This window comes from Parabacteroides faecalis, assembly GCF_022809355.1.
Taxonomy (GTDB): Bacteria; Bacteroidota; Bacteroidia; order Bacteroidales; family Tannerellaceae; genus Parabacteroides; species Parabacteroides faecalis.
The window spans coordinates 27,596-49,107 of the sequence record NZ_JAKZMM010000023.1 but is presented as its reverse complement, the minus strand read 5'-3'; the positions used below and the strand labels follow the sequence as shown (position 1 = coordinate 49,107).

Below are 21,512 nucleotides of genomic sequence, written 5' to 3'. Positions count from 1 at the left end.
ACAGACAAAGAATGACACAAAACACTCAGCATACAAATAAAACATTTCAACATACTCCTAACGTGTGGGCTTTGCTCCCGTTAGGAGTATTTCTGCTTTCTTATCTGGCGGTTTCTTGTATTGCCGGAGATTTCTACAAGATGCCGATTACGGTCTCGTTTGTCCTTTCATCGGTTGTGGCAATTGCTATCTCAAAAGGTGGAAAACTGAATAGCCGGATCGAGCAGTTCTGCAAAGGAGCTGCCAACAGCAACATTATGTTGATGGTAGTCATTTTTATCTTGGCAGGAGCATTTGCTCAGACTGCCAAGGAAATGGGAGCGGTAGATGCTACGGTTAATCTGACGATGTCTCTTCTTCCGGGCAATTTGCTGGCTGCCGGTATTTTCATTGCCGCCTGCTTTATTTCGATTTCGGTGGGAACATCCGTTGGAACCATTGTCGCCTTGGCACCGGTGGCTGTAGGAATTGCTGAAAAAGCCGGAATGCCGGATGCGTTGATGCTAGGCGTGGTGGTGAGTGGTGCCATGTTTGGTGATAACCTTTCTTTTATTTCCGATACAACCATCGTGGCTACCCGGACACAAGGTTGTGAGATGTCTGATAAGTTTAAGGTGAATTTCCGGATTGCATTGCCGGTGGCTATACTTACGGCCGTTTTATATGTCTGGTTGGGCTTGGGAGTTCACGAGAGTTATCAGCCGGAACATATCGAATGGGTGAAGGTTTTGCCTTATTTGGTTGTTTTGGTTGCTGCCATTGCCGGTATGAATGTGATGCTGGTCTTGTTCTTAGGCATTCTTTTGTCAGGTATCACCGGTTTGCTGACGGGCGCATTTGATATTTGGGCCTGGAATGCTGCGATGGGAAATGGTATTACCGGGATGGGCGAATTGATTATCGTGACGCTTTTGGCAGGTGGTATGTTGGAAATGATCCGATATAATGGTGGAATCGAATGGATCATCCAGAAGCTGACGGCCCGTATTGATTCGGCCCGTGGAGCAGAAGCCAGTATTGCCGGACTAGTCAGTTTTGCCAATTTGTGTACGGCCAACAATACAATTGCCCTGATTATGGCAGGTCCGATAGCGAAAGATATTGCCACACGTTTCCATATAGATCCGCGGCGAAGTGCCAGTTTATTGGATATATTCTCTTGCTTCGTACAAGGTATTATCCCGTATGGTGCGCAAATGCTCATGGCTTCCGGTTTAGGAAATGTTTCTCCGTTGGAGATCATGCAGTATTTGTATTATCCGTATTTGTTGGGTGTAGGCGCATTGTTGGCAATTATCTTCAAATATCCTCGACAATATACTTAAAATAATATACTATGGCAACAATAGGAACACCGATGTCACCTACTGCTACGAAAGTAGTTCTTTGCGGTAGTGGCGAATTAGGAAAAGAGTTTGTAATCGAGTTACAGCGTTATGGAGTAGAAGTCATTGCGCTGGATAAATATGCGAATGCGCCAGCCATGCAAGTGGCCGATCGTTCGTATGTGGTTTCAATGTTGGATGGAAAAGCACTGCGTGAAATCATTGAAAAGGAAAAGCCGGATTATATTGTGCCGGAAGTAGAAGCCATCGCAACAACTACGTTGATGGAATTGGAACAGGAAGGTTTCCATGTCATTCCTACGGCTAAGGCTACTTGGTTGACGATGAATCGTGAAGGTATCCGTCGTTTGGCTGCTGAAGAATTGGGCTTGCCTACTTCTCCGTATCGTTTTGCTGCAACTGAAGAAGAGTTTAAGGCAGCTGTAAAAGAGATTGGAATGCCATGTGTGGTAAAACCGATTATGAGTTCAAGCGGACACGGCCAGAGTGTTGTCCGTAAGGAAGAAGATATTGATCCTGCTTGGCATTATGCGCAGGAAGGCGGTCGTGCTGGTGCCGGTAAGGTGATTGTTGAAGGATTTGTGGATTTCGATTATGAAATCACACAGTTGACCGTTCGTCATATCAACGGAACTTCTTTCCTGGAGCCGGTTGGTCATGTACAGAAAGACGGTGATTACCGCGAATCTTGGCAGCCTCAGGTGATGAGCCCGGTAGCAAAAGAAAAGGCACGCCAGATAGCCAAGCAGATTACAGATGCTTTAGGTGGCCGGGGAATCTTTGGTGTTGAATTGTTTGTGAAGGGTGATGACGTGATCTTCAGTGAGGTTTCTCCGCGTCCGCATGATACCGGTATGGTGACGATGATTACCCAGGATTTGTCTCAGTTCGCCCTTCATGCCCGTGCTGTATTGGGTTTGCCGATACCAAATATCCGTTTCTTGGGAGCAGGAGCTTCGCGTGCCGTTGTAGTTGAGGGCGAAAGTTCGCAGTTGAGCTTTGGTAATCTGGAGCATGTCTTGGATCAGCCCGACACGCAGTTGCGTTTGTTTGGTAAGCCTTCGGTTAATGGTCATCGTCGTATGGCAGTGCTGTTGGCCCGTGCCGAGAATGTGGAAGAAGCTCGTCGTAAGACTGGTGTGATGATGGATCAATTAGAAATAAAGCTCTGACGGAGCTTCCTGGAAAAAGGAAGCCCTGTCCGACGCTCTGACGGAGCTTCCTGAGAAGCGGAAGCCCTGTCCGACGCTCCGACGATGCTTCCCGAGAAAAGGAAGCCTTGTCCGACGCTCTGACGATGCTTCCCGAGAAAAGGAAGCCCTGTCCGACGCTCCGACGGAGCTTCCTGAGTAAAGGAAGCCCTGTCGAGCCGCTCGACGAAGCATTTTTTGCGGGGGAAACCCTGTCGAGCGTTTTGGATATTATTCATATGAATAAAAGCAAATAAATTGGGCTTCCTGGAAAGCATTCTTCTTGAGAAAAGAAGGACTTTCAGGAAGCCCGATTGTTTTTATCCCCCGATTTTAGCCGTTAACTGATGTTCGGCAAAGATGTCTAAACACCGTTGTTGGGTTGCTTCATCAGGAGCACGCATTGCGTATTGATGCGGATTGTAAGTCGTTCCTAGTTTATCATGCTTGTTTTTCCCAATGTCGTGATACACCAGCAGGTTGATCATCTCGGGCGGTTTGGGCAGACTGGCAAGAAATTCAGCCGATTTTCGAATATTCTCTTCATCAGCATTGACGCCATCGATAAGTGGAATACGAATCCAATAAGGAACATCCGAAGCGGCTACCAGCCGGAGATTCTCTAAGACCCGTTCGTTGGGTACACCACAATAATGCCGGTGTTTCTCTGAATCCATTAGTTTCAGATCGACTAGGAATAAATCACATAGCGGGATGACTCGCCGAACGACTTCTTCTGAGGCATACAATGTGGTATCGACTGCCCGGTGAATATCTTCCTGTCCACATCGGGTTAAGAGTTCCAGTAAGAAGTCGGGTTGCATCAACGGTTCACCACCACAGAAGGTAACTCCGCCTTCCGATCGATCCATGACGGCAGTTTCCTTTTCAATCTCGCGCATGGCTTCGTTTACCGTCCATTCCCGTCCTGAAATCTCCAAGGCACAAGCCGGACAAACTTCTACACAGGTTCCGCACATCTTGCATTTGGTTTTATCCGTGACGATGCCAGAGCGTGTCAGTTCCAAAGCTCCTTCAGGACACGCATGCACGCATGTCTGGCAGCCGATACATTTCTTCCGTGTATAAAGTTTGACTGGTTTCTTCCCGATGCCTTCCGGATTATGACACCACACACAAGACATCGGGCAACCTTTCAAGAATAAGGTGATCCGGATACCCGGACCATCATTAATCGCATATCGTTTGATATCAAACAGCAGTCCCATACGTTAGAATGATTCCTGTTCAGTACGTGCAATCACGTCGGCCTGCAGGTCGGCATTCATGTCATTGAAATAATCGCTGTAACCGGCTACGCGCACCAGCAAATCCCTATAATCTTCCGGACATTTCTGGGCAGCATACAAAGTTTCTGTATCTACGATGTTGAACTGGATATGGTGTCCGCCCAAAGCAAAGTAAGTACGGATCAGAGAAGCCAGTTTGGCAACGTCTTCTTCACGCTTCAGCAAGCTAGGCATAAAACGTTGATTCAATAAAGTACCGCCACTCTTTACCTGATCCAATTTACCTAAAGACTTGATAACGGCAGATGGCCCGTGAGTGTCTGCTCCGTGAGAAGGAGAAGTACCGTCAGAGATAGCTCTGCCTGCCAGACGGCCATTCGGTGTTGCTCCCATTACCTTACCGAAATAAACGTGGCAAGTAGTAGAAAGCATATTCAGGTGGAAACATTCACCTTTCGTATTCGGTTTGCCTTCGATGGCATCATACAGATCATTGAATACACGGACTGCTACGGAATCCGCTTTATCATCATCATTTCCGAAGAATGGAGTATGATTCAAGATATACTGACGCATTACTTCATGACCGACGAAGTTGTCATTCATTGCCTGAAGCATTTCATCCATGGTGTACCGTTTGTCTTCAAAGACATGCTTCTTCAATGAACATAAACTATCCGTAATAGTACCTAAGCCGGTGCATTGGATATAAGTAGTATTATATCGTGGTCCGCAATTGTAGTAGTCTTTTCCCTTCGCGATGCAGTCGTCGATGAAAAGAGAGAGGAATGTTGCCGGAGCATATTTGGCAAACATCCGGTCGATATAATTGCTGACGCGCACTTTCATATCCACGAAATAATGGATTTGTTTCAGGAAGGCTGCATATAAATCTTCGAATGTCTGGAATGAATCAGCTTCACCCGTTTCCAATCCGACCTTTCTGCCGGAAACCGGATCGATACCGTTGTGCAGTGTTACTTCCAGAATCTTCGGAACATTCAGGTAACCTGTCAGGACGTATGCTTCTTTTCCGAAGGCACCAACTTCGATACAACCGCTACATCCACCTTCACGAGCATCGGTCAGGCTCTTACCTTGGCGCATCAATTCCTGAATATATACATCCGGATTAAATACCGAAGGATAACCATGTCCTTGACGAATGACTTTACAACCGGCACGCAGGAAACGTTCAGGAGTGCAGGCACTGATATGGATGGCACTACCGGGTTGCAGGATATGTAGCTCTTCGATAGTTTCGAGCATGATATATGATACTTCACTGACGCCATCGCTGCCGTCCGATTTTACACCTCCGATATTCAGATTCGTGAAATCGTTGTAGGTTCCACTTTCCTTGGCTGTGATACCTACTTTAGGAGGAGCTGTATGATTGTTGACTTTGATGAAGAAGCAAGACATCAATTCTTTGGCTTGGTCGCGGGTCAACGTACCGTCAGCAATACCTTTCTCATAGAAAGGAGCCAGATGCTGATCGAAATGTCCTGGATTCATAGCATCCCAACCGTTCAGTTCTGTGATGGTTCCCAAGTGAACAAACCAATACATTTGGATAGCTTCCCAGAAATCACGAGGCGCATGAGCCGGAACCCAACGGCATACTTCCGCAATCCGACGAAGTTCTGCTGCACGTTTCGGATCTTTTTCCGTCATACTCATTTCATCTGCCAGGTCTGCATGCCGGTTGGCGAACAAGATAGCTGCATCACACGAGATGGCCATTGCCTGCAACTCTTCTTGTTTATCGGTAGCTTCCGGATCATTCATAAAGTCGAGTGATTCGATATGCTTTTGGATTCTGTCTTTTAAGTCTAATAATCCGTAACGATATACTTTTCCGTCGAGAGCCGTATGGCCAGGAGCTCTTTGTTCCATAAACTCGGTGAACATACCTACTTCGTAAGCTTCCTTCCATTCTTTCGGGACATGATTGAAGATACGTTCGCGTTGTGTACGACCTTTCCAGTAAGGGATAACTTCGCGTTCGTAAGTGTCAATGTCTTCTTGGCTGATGGTGTAGCGTTGTAATTCGCGTGTGTTCAGAATATGCAAATCTTCAACACTGTGGCAAGTCAATTCGGGAAACGTAGGAACAGACTTAGGACGTGGACCACGTTCACCAACGATTAGCTCGTCGTTACCAATATAGATGGTTTTCTGTTTACATATCTCATAGAAATTAAGAGCACGTAGGATAGGAATAGGATATTTCCCTTCGTTTTCTTTATAGAACTTTGTTTCGATCAAAGCTCTTTCAATAGACAAAGAAGGTTGAGCTTCGAACGATTCTTTACGTAACCGTTTGATTCGGTCGTTCATGCCCATCATATTCGCTTCATTGGAAGGAGCGAAGTTGCAGGCGCTTTTAGGCGCGCGTTGTGCTACTTTTTGTGTTGACATATTGACTTTAATATTAGAATCGGTTATATTTTTATATTCTTTTTTCAAAAGTGTAAAGATACTACTTCTTATAAATATTTTGTATGAGAATGAAAGTTTAACAGTATAAAAAATATTAATAGATAAAAGTGTAACTATTTTGTGTGGAAAATATTCTATATGAAAGGTTAGGCTAGGATTTTTATAAGTTGTCCTGTTACTTTTATGACATATCGTTTTACTGATATTTATATAAGAACGAATGATGCAGAATCGGTTATTCCTTCTGCATCATTCGCCATACAACAATAGATTGCTGATAATATTAATAGATGTATTTTAATTCTTTTCCATGGACTTCATTCCGGATCTGACCTTCTTTCCAAACGACTTCGCCATTTACCCATGTTGTATCAACGGCATGATGGAAGGTGTATCCTTCAAATGGAGACCAACCACATTTGGTCAGGATATTTTCTTTGCTTACAGTCCATGTCTTGTTCGGATCAATTAAGACCAGGTCTGCATAATAACCCGGACGTATGTAGCCTCTTCGGTCAATGTGGAAAAGTTCGGCGGGCTTGTGAGCCATTTTATCCACGACCTTTTCGTATGTGAATCGGCCTTCCATGGCTAATTCCAGCATCACGATTAAAGAATGTTGTACTAACGGTCCGCCTGAGGCTGCTTTCAGACAAGAGCCTTCTTTCTCGGAAAGCAGATGAGGAGCGTGGTCGGTGGCAATGATATCTATTTTGTCATTATTAACGGCTTCACGCAAGGTTGTCCGATCGGCCAGCGTTTTGATAGAAGGATTCCATTTGATCCGGTTACCGAACAAAGCATAATCTCCGTCATGGAACCACAGATGATGTACACAAACTTCTCCGGTAATTTTCTTATCCTTCAAAGGAAGTTTATTATCCAGTAAAGTAGTTTCCTTGGCTGTTGACAGATGAAGAATATGCAAACGCGTTCCTAACCGGGTAGCCAGTTCGACAGCTTCCGAAGAGGAGGCATAACAAGCTTCTTCACTACGAATTTTACTGTGGAAGGAAATATCCAGATCTTCACCATATTGTTGGGTGTAGTAAGCAATGTTCCTTTTGATAATTTCTTCTTTTTCGGCATGGACAGCAATCAACAGATCACTTTCACTAAAGATTCTTTCGAGCGCATCTTTCTTATCTACCAACATATTTCCTGTCGATGAGCCTAAGAATAACTTTAATCCCGGAACACGGGAACGATCCAGACGACGAATATCTTCCATATTATCGTTTGTTCCTCCAAAGAAGAAAGAATAATTGGCTACGGATGTTTCGGCTGCCCGGTTGAACTTCCATTCCAGGTTTTCGAGTGTTGTTGTCTGCGGTTTGGTGTTTGGCATATCCATAAACGAGGTGACACCACCAGCCACGGCAGCCCGACTTTCAGAATAAATATCAGCTTTGTGTGTTAGCCCTGGTTCACGGAAATGAACCTGATCATCGATACAACCTGGCAGTAACCATTTACCCTGGCCATCCACGACCTCTTTGGCTTCAGCTATGATTTCAGAAGGAACTTCTCCTTCATACACGGCTTCAATCATTTCACCGTTGATCAGTACTGCACCTTGATAATTCCGCCCTTCATTGATGATACGGACATTTTTTATCAGTTTCTTGTTCATAAGCTTATTGGGATTTATGGTCCAAAAATAGGGATTTTTGTCCGGTTATTTCTCTTTCGTCCCATGCTTTTTATCATACCAGCGTCTAAATCGATAGTCGAGCCACAACAGGAAAAGAGCGATACTTCCTATATAGGTATAAATAAAGAGCAAAGAAGTATCTATTTGTGGCCATCGGATAACGGGTATTTCCAATTCTTTCAGCCCTAAAACGGCTGCAACAATCATGATTGTCGAAGAGAGAATCAGCATACTCCATTCCAGCCAAGCCTGTTGCTTACGCTTACGTACCGCTTCTTTTTCGATACGTTGCATCATTTGCGACCGGAATCCTTCCGAGAGTGATACTGCCGGCATTTGTTTGAACAATGCTTTCAAACGGTCTTCTTGTACTCTATTTGTTTCTTTTTCCATGATTCTTTACTTCTTGTGAACAACATCCTGATTCTTTTCTTCTTCAGTTAGCAGCACATACAGTTTCTTCCGTATGCGGTGTAACTTCACTTTCAGATTAGACAACGACAAGCCTGTAATACCTGTCAAGTCATCCAGACTTTTCTCTTCGATATAGAATAAGAGGATTAATGCCCGGTCGTCTGGGGGAAGTTGGGCCAAAGCCCGGTCCAACCATTCCAGCTGTTGGGCTGTTCCGTATGAACCTAATGCTTCCTGCACTTCCTCTTCGGATACATTCGTCAGCTGCGAATCTTCTATTGATAAATATTCCATCTTCTTTTTTCGGACAGCCGATATGGCCATGTTGTAAGCAATCCGGTACAGCCAATTGGCAAAATTGCCTTCTCCGCGGAAAGATTCCAATTGACGGAATGCCTTGATAAATACATCTTCCGTCAGTTCCTCTGCATCTTCCCGGTTTTGCACAATCCGAAAGATCAAAGCAAACAACGGTTGGCTGTATTTATCCAACAGACAGGCGAAACAACTGGTGTCGCCTGCCAGAATCCGGTTGATATAATATGTATCCGATAATCCTTCCATTTCATAATGATTGACGCAGGCTTGCCGGAAAGGTTACATGACTTTATCAAATAATTTGAACGGGACATCACATTTTCCCCTTCGGGGGTAAAGTCTGTAACCCTAGATTCAAACTTCCTAACCCTATATGTAATTCTTTAGTTCACGACGTGAACTAAGTAAACCACGCCGTGAACTACTTAAACCACGGCGTGAACTAAGTAATCTACGGCGTGAACTAAAGAATATATAATAGGGAAAGAAGTTTTCCCTCGGCAGGGTGGAAAGTTTCTGACAGGCAAAAACAAGTTTGCAAAGGGCGGCTGCCCAAAAAAAATCGCCTGAAAGTTGTAACCATTCCGTTTCTCTTGCGTCCATATTACAGAAGCTTCGGAAAACAAAGGTATTAATAACATAAAAATAACAGAAACGATTATGATGGATTTTATTTCTATTCCGCTGGTTGTCGGAATTATTTGTTACGGAATTTACAGTTTGTTTGAATTGTTCGTTCACAAGAAAGAACGTTTGATGATTATTGAGAAATTATCGGAGAAAGTAGATTGGGCTGTGTTGGACGGGAAACTTCAGTTACCAAGTTTTGCTCAAAAACGGATATCCTTCAGCGCTTTGAAAATCGGATGTCTGATGGCTGGTTTAGGCTTAGGATTGCTGATCGGCTTTATTTTCCATACGTTTGTGCGTGTGAATTTCGAAGGCGACTGGCAAATGATTTCTATGGCGTATGGAGCTTCGGTTTTGTTGTGCGGTGGTTTAGGATTGATCTTGGCATTTATTATCGAGAACAAAATGGGAAAAAAGGATGATGAATAGTTTTCTCAGATAGAAGAGTAAAAACAGGTTTAAAACTTAGCAATAAAAAACTCCCGAGAATCATTTTTGAAACCAACGGGAATCAAGATGAAAATAAACGAGAATCATTTCCACTCATGCTCGTATTCATGCAAGAAAACAAGTATGAATGGAAATGATTCTTTTTTTATTTCTTAGGTTGATCGCCTAATGTGAACTTCAGAGTTCCGGCTTTTACCAGATCTTGATGAGAGATAGTATAACCTTTTAACTTCTTGTCTCCTGCCTGAATCGACTGGATGTAGATGGATTCAGGTGTAGCGTGTGAAGCTTCGATTACCAAATCTCCTGCCGGATAATATTTCTTGTCGAGATGAATCGTGATTTTATCGAACACCGGCGATGTCAGTACATAATCAGCATCACCCGGACAGGCTGGATAAAATCCCATCATCGAGAAGATGGCCCATGTTGACATGGTTCCGGCATCTTCGTTTCCAGGTACACCGTTCGGAGCATTGTGATAGCCACTCTTCAGGATCTTATGTACTTCTTTCTGGGTACGCCATTCTTCCCCTTTGAAATAACTGAACAAATACGGATAAGCGATATCGGGTTCGTTGGCCGGATCATAATTACCATCGTCGAATACGCCTTGTAATTTGTTGACAAACTTCTTGTTTCCTCCCATCAGTTTGGCCAGTCCTTTGATGTCGTGCGGTACATAGAAGGTATAATTCCAAGCATTTCCTTCGTGGAATCCCGGACTTGGCTCAAAGTTTTCACCTTGTTTCGGATCAAAAGGCTCATAGAATTTACCATCCGGCAAAATCGGACGTAATGTTCCGAAATCTTTGCAATAGTAATGTTTGTAACCCATTGAGCGATCATAGAACAATTTCGCATCTTCTTTCTTCCCCAAAGCTTCTGCAAACTGGCTGAGGTTCCAGTCGGCCAGATAATATTCCAAAGCATGGGAAACGGAATTATCATATTGTTCACGCAAAGGAACATAACCTAATGAGAAATAATCATTGGCATCCGGACGAAGCAAATTAAATTCGCCTGGAGTTGTAGCTCCCTTACGCATAGCCTCGTAGGCTGTTGTGGTGTCGAAATCACGTAAGCCTTTCATCCAGGCATCTACGATATAAGGGATAGAAGGGTCACCTTCCATGGTGAATGTTTCCCGACCGTAAAGTTCCCATTTCGGTAACCATCCGTTTTCCTTATACATATCAATCATGGTCTGGATAATATCCAACTGGCGATCGGGGTAAAGCAACGTCATCAACGAACTAACATTGCGGTAAGTATCCCATAACGAGAATACCGTGTAACGGTTACCACTAGTCTTACCCACTTCCAGGCTTTCCATCTTGGGATATTCACCGTTGACATCCTGTAAAATATTCGGATGGATCAGCAAATGATACAGGCCCGTGTAGAAGATTGTCTTTTCATCCTTTGTACCGCCTTCTACCGTAATACGTGATAAATCATCATTCCACTTGTCGCGGGCAGCAGAAGCAATTTTATCGAACTCGAAACCGGGTTGTTCGGCTTTCAGATTCTCACGGGCATTCTCGATACTGACGAATGAAACACCGATCTTTACTTCGATCTGTTCCTGTTCGGCTACATCGTATTTAAACCAGACACCTACGTCGTCGCCACTGATTTCGCGGGTATATTTCGTGTATAGTTTGTATTTACCTGCATCAGCGTCCCACTGAGCCTCTACGCCTTTCATCTCGCGTTGCTTTTTCCAGTATCCTTTTTCCTTCGGAGCCTTGTTTACTTGCATCACGAAATAAATCGGAAAGACAGCTTGCGGATTATAACAGAATGTTCCCATCAGCTTGCTTCCTTCGATTTCTGTATCGCTCACAAAGCGGACGGTTGCACCGGTTTCGTTAGTCAGACCTTCTCCTAAGTTTAGCAAGATATTTCCTTGTCCTTTCGGGAAGGTGAAACGGCTTAATCCGGTACGAGGTGTGGCCGTGACTTCCGTCTTGATATTATATTTAGTCAGCATATTACTGTAATATCCCGGATGAGCCACTTCTTTTTCATAATGACTACCATATTCATGGAAATCTACTTTCAGATCTCCGGAAGTCGGCATCAGTAATAAGCCTCCTAATTCAGGGCAACCAACACCGCTCAGATTGACATGGGCATAACCGGTGAAGAAATCATTGTCGGATGTATAGGGCGTTGACCACCACCTACTGTCTTTATCAAATTCGTTGGTTTCAGATCCCATGACATTGAAAGGTGTCACACTCATCATTCCTTGGGGACAGACAGCTCCGGGATTAGTTGTTCCGAAATTGCTGGTCCCGATAAAAGGATTGACATAATCGACAGGCTGCTGTGCAAAGGCGAAACTTCCGCCACACAACAAGAGCGTCAATAATTGTTTTTTCATGTTTGTCAGTTTATTTGTGTTTAGATAAAATAAATACTTGTTTATTACCAGATGACGATTTCATCTACGAAAATGAATCCTTTAGGATTCTGGGCCTTAAGTTGTACATAACGGGCCTTCCAATTCCCCTGGAATGTATATTCTTGAAATGTGAGATCTGATTTATCCTGAGGAATCGTAGTCGGGATAACACCTTGTGATGTGAAATTCTTTCCATCTTCAGATGTCAATACTTCTACTTTTTCCGGTTGATAAACTCCAGGGCCTGTTAGTTGCATCCATTTCGAAGAAACTTGATGCAGATCCATGACTTCCCCTAGGTCGATGACACAATCCAGATTGTCTGTGTAACCTTGCCAACGTTGGTCGAGATACGTTAATCCTCCTCGGTATCCGTTAATGATGGCATTTATACCTCCTGCCATATAACCCGGATACAGACGGCTGTTGAAGCGGATACTTTTTCCGATGCCTTTATGGTAGTCAACACGTTGTTCGGAAACTCGATCCTGCAACTGACCATTTACGAAGATACCAGCCACGATTTTAGCAGAATCTTTGACAACAATCGGTTCCTGATAGATAGGAGAGGACGCTGTCGGAGTAGATCCATCTGTTGTATAGTGGATTTCTGCCGGATATTTCTCGGCATCCATGGTTACGCGGATTTCTTTTTGAATGGTATCTACTACCATATCAAATTCCAGTTCGTTGGAAAGCGGGAAAGGATTCAATCCCATTCGTTGTAAGACAGGGATGTGTGCGTTGACACGTGGCTTGAAGTCTTGCCAATCCCGTTTCTCCTGCGGCGTCCAGCCGATTTCTGCTACGGCAAGAGCACGCGGGAACATCATGTATTCCAAATACTCGGGAGTAGGAATGTATTCAGTCCACGTATTCGCTTGTACACCCAGGAAATGCTTGGCTTCTTCGGCTGTCAACGAATCCTGAGGGATCGGATTATAACTATATACTTTCCGGATCGGTGTATATCCGCCAATGGCTACCGGTTGATGCCGGGGATCAGCCTGATAGAAGTCAAAATACATGTAGCTACCCGGAGTCATGATCACATCATGTCCCATGCGGGCTGATTTAAATCCGGCTGCTTCACCACGCCATGACATGACAGTTGCTTCGGGTGCTAATCCACCTTCCAGAATTTCATCCCAACCGATCAGGCGGCGACCTTTGGAATTCAGGAACTCTTCCGCTTTCCGGATCATGTAGCTTTGCAACTCATCAACATTGGCGAGTTTTTCTTTCTTCATCAGCGCCTGGCATTTCGGACAGGTTTTCCATGTGTTTTTACCTGCCTCATCACCACCGATGTGAATATATTCGGAAGGGAAAAGTTCGATTACTTCTGTCAGGACATTTTCCATAAACTCGAATGTTTTCGGATTGCCGATACAGAAATCTCCACTGGTATGAGACTTTCCTGCACAACATAATTCAGGATAAGCCACAAAGACTTCATCCGAATGAGCCGGGAATTCAATTTCTGGAATGATGGTGATATGTTTCTCGGCTGCGTATGCGAGCATGTCTCGTATATCGTCTTTGGTGTAGTAACCGCCATACGCTCCTTCCGTTCCTTCTTTCAGGTACTGACGGTCTTTACCGTTATCCCACCATTCACGCCAGTCGGATTGGGTACGGAAAGCGCCTTCTTGTGTCAGTTTCGGATATTTATCGATCTGCAGACGCCAGCCACCGGCATCGGTCAAATGAAGATGCAATGTGTTCAGCTTGTAATACGACATGACATTCATCAGCTTCTTGACTTCTTCTTTGTCGAAGAAGTGACGGGATACGTCAAGATGCAAGCCTCGATAGGGAAAACGAGGATGGTCGTTGATCTTTACATACGGCAGTCCGTTGGGAGTTAACAGCTGCAAGAGCGTTTGTTTACCGTAAAACAAACCGGTTTCTGTTTTCGCTACCAGACGGACACCAGCTTTATCGATTTCCAATTGGTATCCTTCGTCCGGGATATCCGTTGCATTCGGATCGACACGGAAGTTTACTTTATTGGAAGCCGAACCGGCTCCAACTAGCATGGCTTGACTAACTTTAAACATACCATCCGACTGTGTCATTTCGAACGGCTCTGGTATCAATTGAATTTGTGTTTCGACTGTTTGATTACAGGATGTAAAGAGCACGGAACCAACCAGCAATGTCCCACCAAGCACTTTACTCACACGTTTTGGTATTAGCATGAGCATGAAATATTAAATGATTAAACGAATATCTATCAGAAAGCATCTCTATCTAATTGCCTCAGCTTGTTGTTGCCGGAATTTCCGGAACTGACGGATTAAAACAATGGCTGTTACAATCGTTGCCGTCAGGTCGGCGATAGGGATACTTACCCACACCCCAAATGTACCCCAAATTCTTGGTAAAACAATCAGACAAGGCACTAAAAATAACATCTGTCGTGTCAGTGAAAGGAAAATGGCCATTTTAGATAAGCCAACTGACAGGAAGAAGTTGGTCGATACCATTTGGAATCCAACGATCGGGAAGACGGCGAAAACAATATGCAATCCATAGACGGCAGCACTGGTCAACTCTTCATCGGTCGTGAAGAAACCTACGATAAATTCCGGGAAGAGCTGACAGATCAGGAAGCCGAAGGTCGCAACACCGATACCCCATTTCGTCGTCAGTTTCGTCACGTCGATTACACGGTGGAATTGTCGGGCGCCGAAGTTATATCCTGCGATCGGCTGCATTCCCTGATTGAATCCCATAATAATCATGACGAAGAGAAAGACAATACGATTCACGATACCATAGGCTCCGATTGCCATATCGCCGCCATGTTCTTTCAGTCCCCAGTTAATTAATAGGACGATGAGGCATGAACAGAGATTCATCAGGAATGGAGACATCCCAATGGAGATAATTGCATCTACCAGTTCTTTATGTAGCTTATAAATTCCTTTGTGGAAATGCAAGAGTTGCGTAGGGCGCGAGAAGTGAATGAATTGTCCGATCAAGGAAATCAACTGCGAGAAGACCGTTGCCCATGCTGCCCCTTTGATACCCCAGTCGAGCACAAAGATGAATAACGGATTGAGCAAGCAATTGACTACTACCGATAGTAGTGTGGCAAACATTGCCATCTTGGGATAACCAGACGAGCGCAAAACAGAGTTTAACCCCAAATACATATGGGTGATCACGTTACCATATAAGATGATCCGCATATAGTCACGGGCATAAGAGATAGTTTGTTCGCTTGCCCCGAAGAAGTAGAGAACCGGATCGAGGAATAACAGGAATACTACCGAGAAGGCCACACCCATAATCAGATTCAGCATGAAGACATTTCCCAACACGTTGTTGGCTCCTTCGTAGTCTTTTTGTCCCAGTTTGACAGATACTAACGTGGAAGCTCCCACCCCGACCAGCGAACCGAAGGCCGCAGCCAAATTCATTAATGGGAAAGTTAAGGCGAGACCGGCGATACCCATCGCACCTACTCCGTGGCCAATGAAAATACTATCAGCCATGTTATACAATGAAGATGCCGTCATAGCAATGATTGCCGGAATGGCATATTGTGTCAATAGCTTGCCAATCGGCTCTGTTCCTAATATCAACGGTGAATTTTTGTCAGACATATATTAAAATCTTAAATCGTGTAACCTAAATCATCTGCCTATTCGGAATTTAACATACAAAGATATGCATTTTTTTAATGAAAGTCTTTAGTGGTTTTACTCGATTTACTGAAAACGAGTGATTATTGTCCTTATGTTTTCAATTTATCCATATAAAAATAAGAACCAAAAATAAATTTTATTAAATTGGAGAAATTCTTTAGTGGTTAATTACAACCAAATGAGGAAGAGATAAGTAAAAATAAAGACGTCTCTGTTATCATCTAAAAAAGATCCAATAGAGAGACGTCTTTCGGAAAATTCTATTTTTAATGTCTTACTTATTTTATTATTTCGGACGTGTACAACGATCTACCAAATAAGCTATCGAAACATAAGGCACACCAGAGTTGGTTGTCAGTCCAATTTCACAGGTCCGACTGTTGGAATACCCACGTTGAATACCTTTTTCTTCGAGTTGAGGACGTAGTTTGCGGAGAGCATAGGCATTGACTTCGGGATGTGTGAAACCACGATCACCGGCAAAACCGCAGCAACCTATTTCTTCGGGAACGAATACATTTTTGGAACACAATTTAGCCACGTTGATGATGGTATCTGCTAATCCCATACGTCTCATGGAACAGGTAATGTGTATAGCGACTGGTTCATCCGTTGGTGTAAATACGAGCCGGTCACGCAAGAATGTATAAATGAATTCTGCAGGTTCATAGAGTTTCATTTTCTTGATGGTTTCTCGCATACGATGCAGGCATGGACTTTGATCACAGAGAACAGGATAACGTCCTTCCTCACTGGCTTTCCAAAGAGCCTCTTCCAACTCTTTGGATTTACGGTCGGCTATATCCATCATTCCTTTACTTTCCCAAATCGTGCCGCAGCATAGTTTATCCATATTCTCGGGGAAGATGACTTCGAATCCACCTTTTTGGAGAAGAGAAACCATTTTGTCGACAAGCGCCATCTCTTCAGGTGATTTACGGGCTAATCCCATTGTCTGGTTAATGCAGCTGGGGAAGTAAACCACTTTATCCGGTTTGGCTGTTATATGATTTCGGAGCTGCTTGCGAATGCGATAGGCTTTGGGCATGGCTGGTGTCCATAAAGGAATACCTAATGTCTGATGCATGCCACGAGTCAAGCTTGTCATAAGCGTTGTTCCCATAACTGCGTGAGCCGTATCGGCAAGAGTCAGTACTGGCCGAAGTGAATTCTTGATTCCCGCAAAGTGACGGGCGGCAAAATCACCCATTTGATAACCTGTACTTCCTTTAGGTAATTCAGTCTGGCGAATATCGTGTGTCAACTCTCCGGTATTGATATGCATCGGGCATGACATCGAGCATAATCCGTCTCCGGCACAGGTCTGGTTTCCCCAATATTTATATTCTTTGAGCAGCGTGGCAAGGCGCTGTGGGTCGTCTCCGTTTTGGCGTAAACGGGATATTTCTCGTTGAATGACGATACGCTGACGACTGGATAAGGTAAATCCACAGGTAAGACAGTTTACTTCGCAGAAACCGCATTCAATACAACGATCTACTTTGGGATTTGTCAATGGCAGAGGCTTGAAATGCTTGATATGGCATTTGGGGTCATCGTTAAAGATGACTCCCGGATTCAACAGATTCTTGGGGTCGAATAATTGTTTGACAGATTTCATCAATTCAAAGGCGTCATTGCCCCATTCATAACGGACGAAAGGTGCCATGTTTCGTCCTGTTCCATGTTCTGCTTTCAGCGAGCCGTCATATTTATCTACTACCAGCGTTTTGACATCATTCATCAGATCTTCGTACCGTTTTACTTCTTCGTCGGTATGAAAAGACTGGTTCAGAATAAAATGATAGTTTCCTTCAAGTGCATGGCCATAGATGCAGGCGTCTTCGTATCCGTGACGAGCCAGTAGGGCTTGAAGTTCAGCAGTTGCTTCAGGCAAGTCTTCAATATGGAAGGCTACATCTTCGATCAGACAGGTTGTTCCTAATTTACGTGTTCCTCCAACCGACGGGAAAATGCCGGAACGGATAGCCCAATAGCGAGAATATTCTTCAGGCTTATCTGTAAAGTGAACGGGTGTATATGTATTAAATTCCTGGAGACAAGTCTCAATTTGCCGGATATATTGTTGAAGTTCTTCTGGTGTATGCGCCTTTGTTTCGGTGAGGACTGCAGTCAAGTTTTCACCCGTTGTATCATTAACAGACGCAAGTGATTTTTTGTCGAGTAGTTCTGCTCCCTTTACGATCCACATACCTTGTTCGTTGGTAAGCTTTTTCATGGCAACGACAGCCCGGCATGCTTCCTTGATATCACTGAAATAAAGCATGGCACTGGCTTTGCAAGGATAATCATATTCGGTTGTCATGGTTACTTCTGAAAGGAATGCAAGTGTTCCTTCTGAACCTACCAATAGATGGGCAATGATGTCAAATGGATCATCAAAGCGGATAAATGGCAGAATATTTAATCCCGTTACATTCTTAATAGCATATTTATAACGGATTCGTTCTGCTAGCGACTTATTTGCTCTTACTTGGTCACGAAGTTCTTCTATTCGGCGGATAAAGTCTGGTCTTTTTTCCTGGAAGGCACGACGGCTTTCTGGATTTCCTGTGTCAAGACGGGTACCATCTGCCAAAACCATTCGGACAGAACGCAAGACTTTGTCACTATTGGCATGAGTTCCACAATTCATTCCAGAAGCATTGTTCATTACAATACCGCCTACCATAGCACTTTTTACGGAAGCCGGATCAGGAGCAAATTTTTGTCCGTAAGGCTTTAGAATTTCATTGACTCGTTGTCCGATGATTCCAGGCTGGAGACGGATGGCCTTTCCTTCCTCTAAAACTTCATATTGTTCCCAATGTTTTCCTGCAACGATCAGGATGGAGTCACTGATTGCTTGTCCGGAAAGGCTTGTCCCGGCTGCCCGGAATGTAACAGGCAATTGATATTTGTCTGCAGCTTTCAACAGCATGGAGACTTCTTCTTCAGAGTTAGAACGAATAACAATTTGTGGAATGAGCCGATAGAAACCGGCATCCGTTCCCCATGCCAGACGGCGTAATTCGTCTGTATAAATACGATCGCCCGGGATGAATCGGGCGATATCGTGTAAAAATGAAGTATATTTTTTTTCTTGTTCCATAGAAAATCGTCAGATTTTGTCCGCAAAAGTAACGTATTTGTCGGGCGATTGTTCTTTTGTCTGTCGATTTCTTTTTGGAAGAAGAACAAGATTTATAGTTCCGGCTGATAGAGGAACCGTTTGATGCTTTTCTTGGGCGTTTTCTCGAATTCCTGTTCTCTCAGCTCGTAAAGTGCAACTTTGCAATAACCCGGGATGCTTCGGTTCAATTGCTTCAGGTTTTGTGCCATTTGCTCGTTCAGCGCTTTGGTTGTTAAACCTGATTTCTTTATCTGGTCCCAGTCCGGATAAATCAAAGCCGTCAGCTTTTTATTGTCTGAAATAATCAGAGATTCTACGACGAGAGGCATGTTGTTGAGTTTTGCCTCGATTTCTTCGGGATAAATGTTTTGTCCGTTCGGACCGAGCAACATGGTTTTACTTCGTCCGCGGATATAAAGATAACCATCCGCATCAATTGTACCCAAGTCGCCTGTCCTCATCCAACCGTCGGGCATCATCACGGCCGCGGTGATTTGGGGATTCTTATAGTATCCTAACATATTATTGGTTCCTCGAACGAGGATTTCACCCACTTTATGTTGAGGATCGGGCGAGTCGATACGTACATCCATACGGTCAACAATCTTGCCTACCGAGGTAGGCTTGAATATATCCCATTGAGCGTACGCAACAAGTGGTCCACATTCGGTCATACCATATCCCACGGTGTAACGGAAACGGATGGAACGGAGAAACTGTTCTACTTCTTTGTTGAGCGGGGCACCGCCTATCACGATCTCTTCAAAATTACCTCCGAATGCCTCGTTCAGCTGATTGGCTATTTTCTTTCGCATGATTGTATTTATCACCGGTAGGTTGAGCAAGACTTTCATCAGAGGTTTCTCAATGATTGGAAAGATACGTGTTCGCACAATCTTTTCGATGATGATCGGTACTGCCAGGATCAGTCGTGGCCGACAGGAAGTAAAGGCTTTTCCTATGACTTGCGGACTAGGCATTCGTGTAATGAAATGGATGTGGCAGCCTTTGTTGACGGAATTCAGTACTTCGAAGGCCAGCCCGTACATATGTGCCATCGGGAGGATACACACGATATTATCTCCTGCATGGATAAACGGAAGATTATCGGCAGCAAACTGGGTATTACTCCACAAGCTGCGATAGGGGAGCATGACTCCTTTGGAAGAACTGGTTGTACCCGAAGTATAATTCAGTAAGCATAAATCTTCCGGATTCTCTTCATAATAATGAATCGACTCGGGAGTAAACGATGGATATTTCTGTTCGAATAACTGTGGCAATTGGTTGATTGCTTCTTTTACTGCCGGTTTATCCGATTTTATCAAACTGAAGTCATCTAATTGAATAATTAAACGAATCTGAGGAAACTCTTTCTCATCGAGTTGGGCCCAGTTTGAGGCAGAGACAAAAAGGACTTTGGATTCGGAATGATTTAGAATCAAATGAATATTGTCTGCTTTGAATTCATGGAGAATGGGCACAGCCACGGCTCCGTAGGTCAGAGTGCCAAAGAAACTGAGGGCCCAATTGGAAGAGTTTCTTCCTAAAATCGCTATTTTATCACCCGGTTGTATTTCAGCACAGCGGAATAATATATGAAGTTCTTCCATGCGACGGGCCACATCTTTGTATAAAAGGGTTGAACCTTCCATATCAGTAAAGGCGGGCAGGTCCCAATGGACTTTAACACTTTTCTCGATCAATCCTAAAAAACGGTTTTCCATATATTCTCCTTTCCTTTTTTTATTATCAGGTCTATGCCTGTTTAATTAACAGATTCTTTACAAAAATAAGTTTTTTATGAATATATGCAAAAGATTTATATAAATTATTCCGGTTTTTCCATAATTTGTTGTAAGATTCTACCCAAACGGCAAGACGTTATTTGTGTGTATCTATCTGCGGCACATCGGTAGATATACCAGTTTTTATCCAATTCATTGAAAGATTTTTCCAGATCGCCTTGCAGATCTTTAAGCGACTGGGCTTGCTGTAGAACCGGATGTTGGGTGATGGTTTGTTGTAGCTTTTGAATAGTTTTTTGTAGGGTTAAATACTCCGTTAATTTTTGTTCCATCAAGGTTTCATCCATAGGAGTTTGGAAACATGGCTCGATTTTAGGAAGTGAAATTTGTTTGGATAAATCATATCGGATGATGGCTGCTTCCAAATATGGTTGTAGATTGACCAGATTTAACCATGCTTCTCGCAGGAAGCGATAACTCTCTTGCTTGGCTTTCCAGGCATTTCTTATCGAAAGATAGATAAAGCCAATGTAGCAACAAATGAGTATTAATATTAATATAAGCCAGAATATATTTTTCATGATGTTAGTAAAATACAGTTTATCAGATGAATCTGATAATAGGTCGCTAATCGTTTTTCAAGTTAAGACAAAGATACTTTTTCTTTTGATAATAAAAAATTCAAGCCTATTCAATTTTTCATCTGTCTGTTTGATCAATAGCAGAAGGTTACCAAAAATGAAACTCACGAGAATTGAAAATGATTCTCGTGAGGATTGAATTTATTTCTCGTTACTTTTGCTTTGAAATACGCCGGCTTTTGATCAAAATACGCCAGCTTTTCATCAAAAGCCGGCGTATT

Annotated in this window: 14 protein-coding genes; 3 read left to right on the top strand and 11 right to left on the bottom strand. The window is 43.6% G+C overall.

Annotated elements, in window-relative coordinates; all coding sequences use genetic code 11:
- Positions 1 to 11: 11 nt before the first annotated feature.
- The gene (locus tag MUN53_RS10090) at positions 12 to 1,325 is read left to right on the top strand and encodes a Na+/H+ antiporter NhaC family protein (protein ID WP_243325291.1); all 1,314 of its coding nucleotides are present in this window, start codon (positions 12 to 14) and stop codon (positions 1,323 to 1,325) included.
- A gap of 11 nt (positions 1,326 to 1,336) precedes the next feature.
- Positions 1,337 to 2,518 (top strand): formate-dependent phosphoribosylglycinamide formyltransferase, encoded by a 1,182-nt coding sequence (purT, locus tag MUN53_RS10085; RefSeq protein ID WP_243325290.1) that lies wholly within the window; start codon positions 1,337 to 1,339, stop codon positions 2,516 to 2,518.
- 338 nt (positions 2,519 to 2,856) lie between these two features.
- On the opposite strand, the gene MUN53_RS10080 is transcribed toward purT, so the two are convergent.
- The 5 genes from MUN53_RS10080 to MUN53_RS10060 form a co-directional block, all read right to left on the bottom strand.
- Positions 2,857 to 3,765: a glycyl-radical enzyme activating protein gene (locus MUN53_RS10080; RefSeq protein ID WP_243325288.1), complete on the bottom strand. Its 909-nt coding sequence runs from the start codon at positions 3,763 to 3,765 to the stop codon at positions 2,857 to 2,859.
- Between the two features lie 3 nt (positions 3,766 to 3,768).
- Complete coding sequence (gene hypD, locus MUN53_RS10075) at positions 3,769 to 6,138, bottom strand: trans-4-hydroxy-L-proline dehydratase (protein WP_243325324.1); 2,370 nt, start codon at positions 6,136 to 6,138, stop codon at positions 3,769 to 3,771.
- A gap of 376 nt (positions 6,139 to 6,514) precedes the next feature.
- Positions 6,515 to 7,864, bottom strand: a complete 1,350-nt coding sequence (locus MUN53_RS10070) for a dihydroorotase (protein WP_243325277.1) — start codon at positions 7,862 to 7,864, stop codon at positions 6,515 to 6,517.
- Positions 7,865 to 7,909: 45 nt separating this feature from the next.
- Positions 7,910 to 8,278, bottom strand: coding sequence for a hypothetical protein (locus tag MUN53_RS10065; RefSeq protein ID WP_243325276.1), 369 nt, complete (start codon positions 8,276 to 8,278; stop codon positions 7,910 to 7,912).
- A gap of 6 nt (positions 8,279 to 8,284) precedes the next feature.
- Positions 8,285 to 8,863 (bottom strand): RNA polymerase sigma factor, encoded by a 579-nt coding sequence (locus MUN53_RS10060; RefSeq protein ID WP_022456944.1) that lies wholly within the window; start codon positions 8,861 to 8,863, stop codon positions 8,285 to 8,287.
- 414 nt (positions 8,864 to 9,277) lie between these two features.
- On the opposite strand from MUN53_RS10060, the gene MUN53_RS10055 reads away from it, so the two are divergent.
- On the top strand, positions 9,278 to 9,676 hold the full coding sequence (locus MUN53_RS10055; RefSeq protein ID WP_243325273.1) for a DUF6249 domain-containing protein: 399 nt from the start codon (positions 9,278 to 9,280) through the stop codon (positions 9,674 to 9,676).
- Between the two features lie 166 nt (positions 9,677 to 9,842).
- Here MUN53_RS10055 and MUN53_RS10050 read toward each other — a convergent pair whose 3' ends face one another.
- The 6 genes from MUN53_RS10050 to MUN53_RS10025 all read right to left on the bottom strand — a co-directional run bounded on the left by MUN53_RS10050 (position 9,843) and on the right by MUN53_RS10025 (position 21,231).
- Positions 9,843 to 12,089: a GH92 family glycosyl hydrolase gene (locus tag MUN53_RS10050; RefSeq protein WP_243325272.1), complete on the bottom strand. Its 2,247-nt coding sequence runs from the start codon at positions 12,087 to 12,089 to the stop codon at positions 9,843 to 9,845.
- 44 nt (positions 12,090 to 12,133) lie between these two features.
- A complete protein-coding gene (locus MUN53_RS10045) occupies positions 12,134 to 14,314 on the bottom strand; it encodes a glycoside hydrolase family 20 protein (protein WP_245406159.1) in 2,181 nt (726 codons plus the stop codon).
- A 48-nt stretch (positions 14,315 to 14,362) separates the two neighbouring features.
- Positions 14,363 to 15,727, bottom strand: coding sequence for an MATE family efflux transporter (locus MUN53_RS10040; protein ID WP_243325267.1), 1,365 nt, complete (start codon positions 15,725 to 15,727; stop codon positions 14,363 to 14,365).
- Positions 15,728 to 16,055: 328 nt separating this feature from the next.
- Positions 16,056 to 18,881, bottom strand: a complete 2,826-nt coding sequence (locus tag MUN53_RS10035) for an FAD-binding and (Fe-S)-binding domain-containing protein (RefSeq protein ID WP_243325265.1) — start codon at positions 18,879 to 18,881, stop codon at positions 16,056 to 16,058.
- A gap of 92 nt (positions 18,882 to 18,973) precedes the next feature.
- Positions 18,974 to 20,629, bottom strand: a complete 1,656-nt coding sequence (locus tag MUN53_RS10030) for an AMP-binding protein (protein WP_243325263.1) — start codon at positions 20,627 to 20,629, stop codon at positions 18,974 to 18,976.
- Positions 20,630 to 20,733: 104 nt separating this feature from the next.
- Complete coding sequence (locus MUN53_RS10025) at positions 20,734 to 21,231, bottom strand: hypothetical protein (protein ID WP_243325261.1); 498 nt, start codon at positions 21,229 to 21,231, stop codon at positions 20,734 to 20,736.
- Between the last annotated feature and the right edge of the window lie 281 nt (positions 21,232 to 21,512).

Coding starts and splice junctions, on each gene's coding strand:
- MUN53_RS10045 (WP_245406159.1), bottom strand. CDS start 14,314: ATGCTAATACCAAAACGTGTGAGTAAAGTGCTTGGTGGGACATTGCTG.
- MUN53_RS10050 (WP_243325272.1), bottom strand. CDS start 12,089: ATGAAAAAACAATTATTGACGCTCTTGTTGTGTGGCGGAAGTTTCGCC.
- hypD (WP_243325324.1), bottom strand. CDS start 6,138: ATGATGGGCATGAACGACCGAATCAAACGGTTACGTAAAGAATCGTTC.
- MUN53_RS10040 (WP_243325267.1), bottom strand. CDS start 15,727: ATGTCTGACAAAAATTCACCGTTGATATTAGGAACAGAGCCGATTGGC.
- MUN53_RS10060 (WP_022456944.1), bottom strand. CDS start 8,863: ATGGAAGGATTATCGGATACATATTATATCAACCGGATTCTGGCAGGC.
- MUN53_RS10030 (WP_243325263.1), bottom strand. CDS start 20,629: ATGGAAAACCGTTTTTTAGGATTGATCGAGAAAAGTGTTAAAGTCCAT.
- MUN53_RS10090 (WP_243325291.1), top strand. CDS start 12: ATGACACAAAACACTCAGCATACAAATAAAACATTTCAACATACTCCT.
- MUN53_RS10035 (WP_243325265.1), bottom strand. CDS start 18,881: ATGGAACAAGAAAAAAAATATACTTCATTTTTACACGATATCGCCCGA.
- purT (WP_243325290.1), top strand. CDS start 1,337: ATGGCAACAATAGGAACACCGATGTCACCTACTGCTACGAAAGTAGTT.
- MUN53_RS10080 (WP_243325288.1), bottom strand. CDS start 3,765: ATGGGACTGCTGTTTGATATCAAACGATATGCGATTAATGATGGTCCG.
- MUN53_RS10070 (WP_243325277.1), bottom strand. CDS start 7,864: ATGAACAAGAAACTGATAAAAAATGTCCGTATCATCAATGAAGGGCGG.
- MUN53_RS10025 (WP_243325261.1), bottom strand. CDS start 21,231: ATGAAAAATATATTCTGGCTTATATTAATATTAATACTCATTTGTTGC.
- MUN53_RS10065 (WP_243325276.1), bottom strand. CDS start 8,278: ATGGAAAAAGAAACAAATAGAGTACAAGAAGACCGTTTGAAAGCATTG.
- MUN53_RS10055 (WP_243325273.1), top strand. CDS start 9,278: ATGATGGATTTTATTTCTATTCCGCTGGTTGTCGGAATTATTTGTTAC.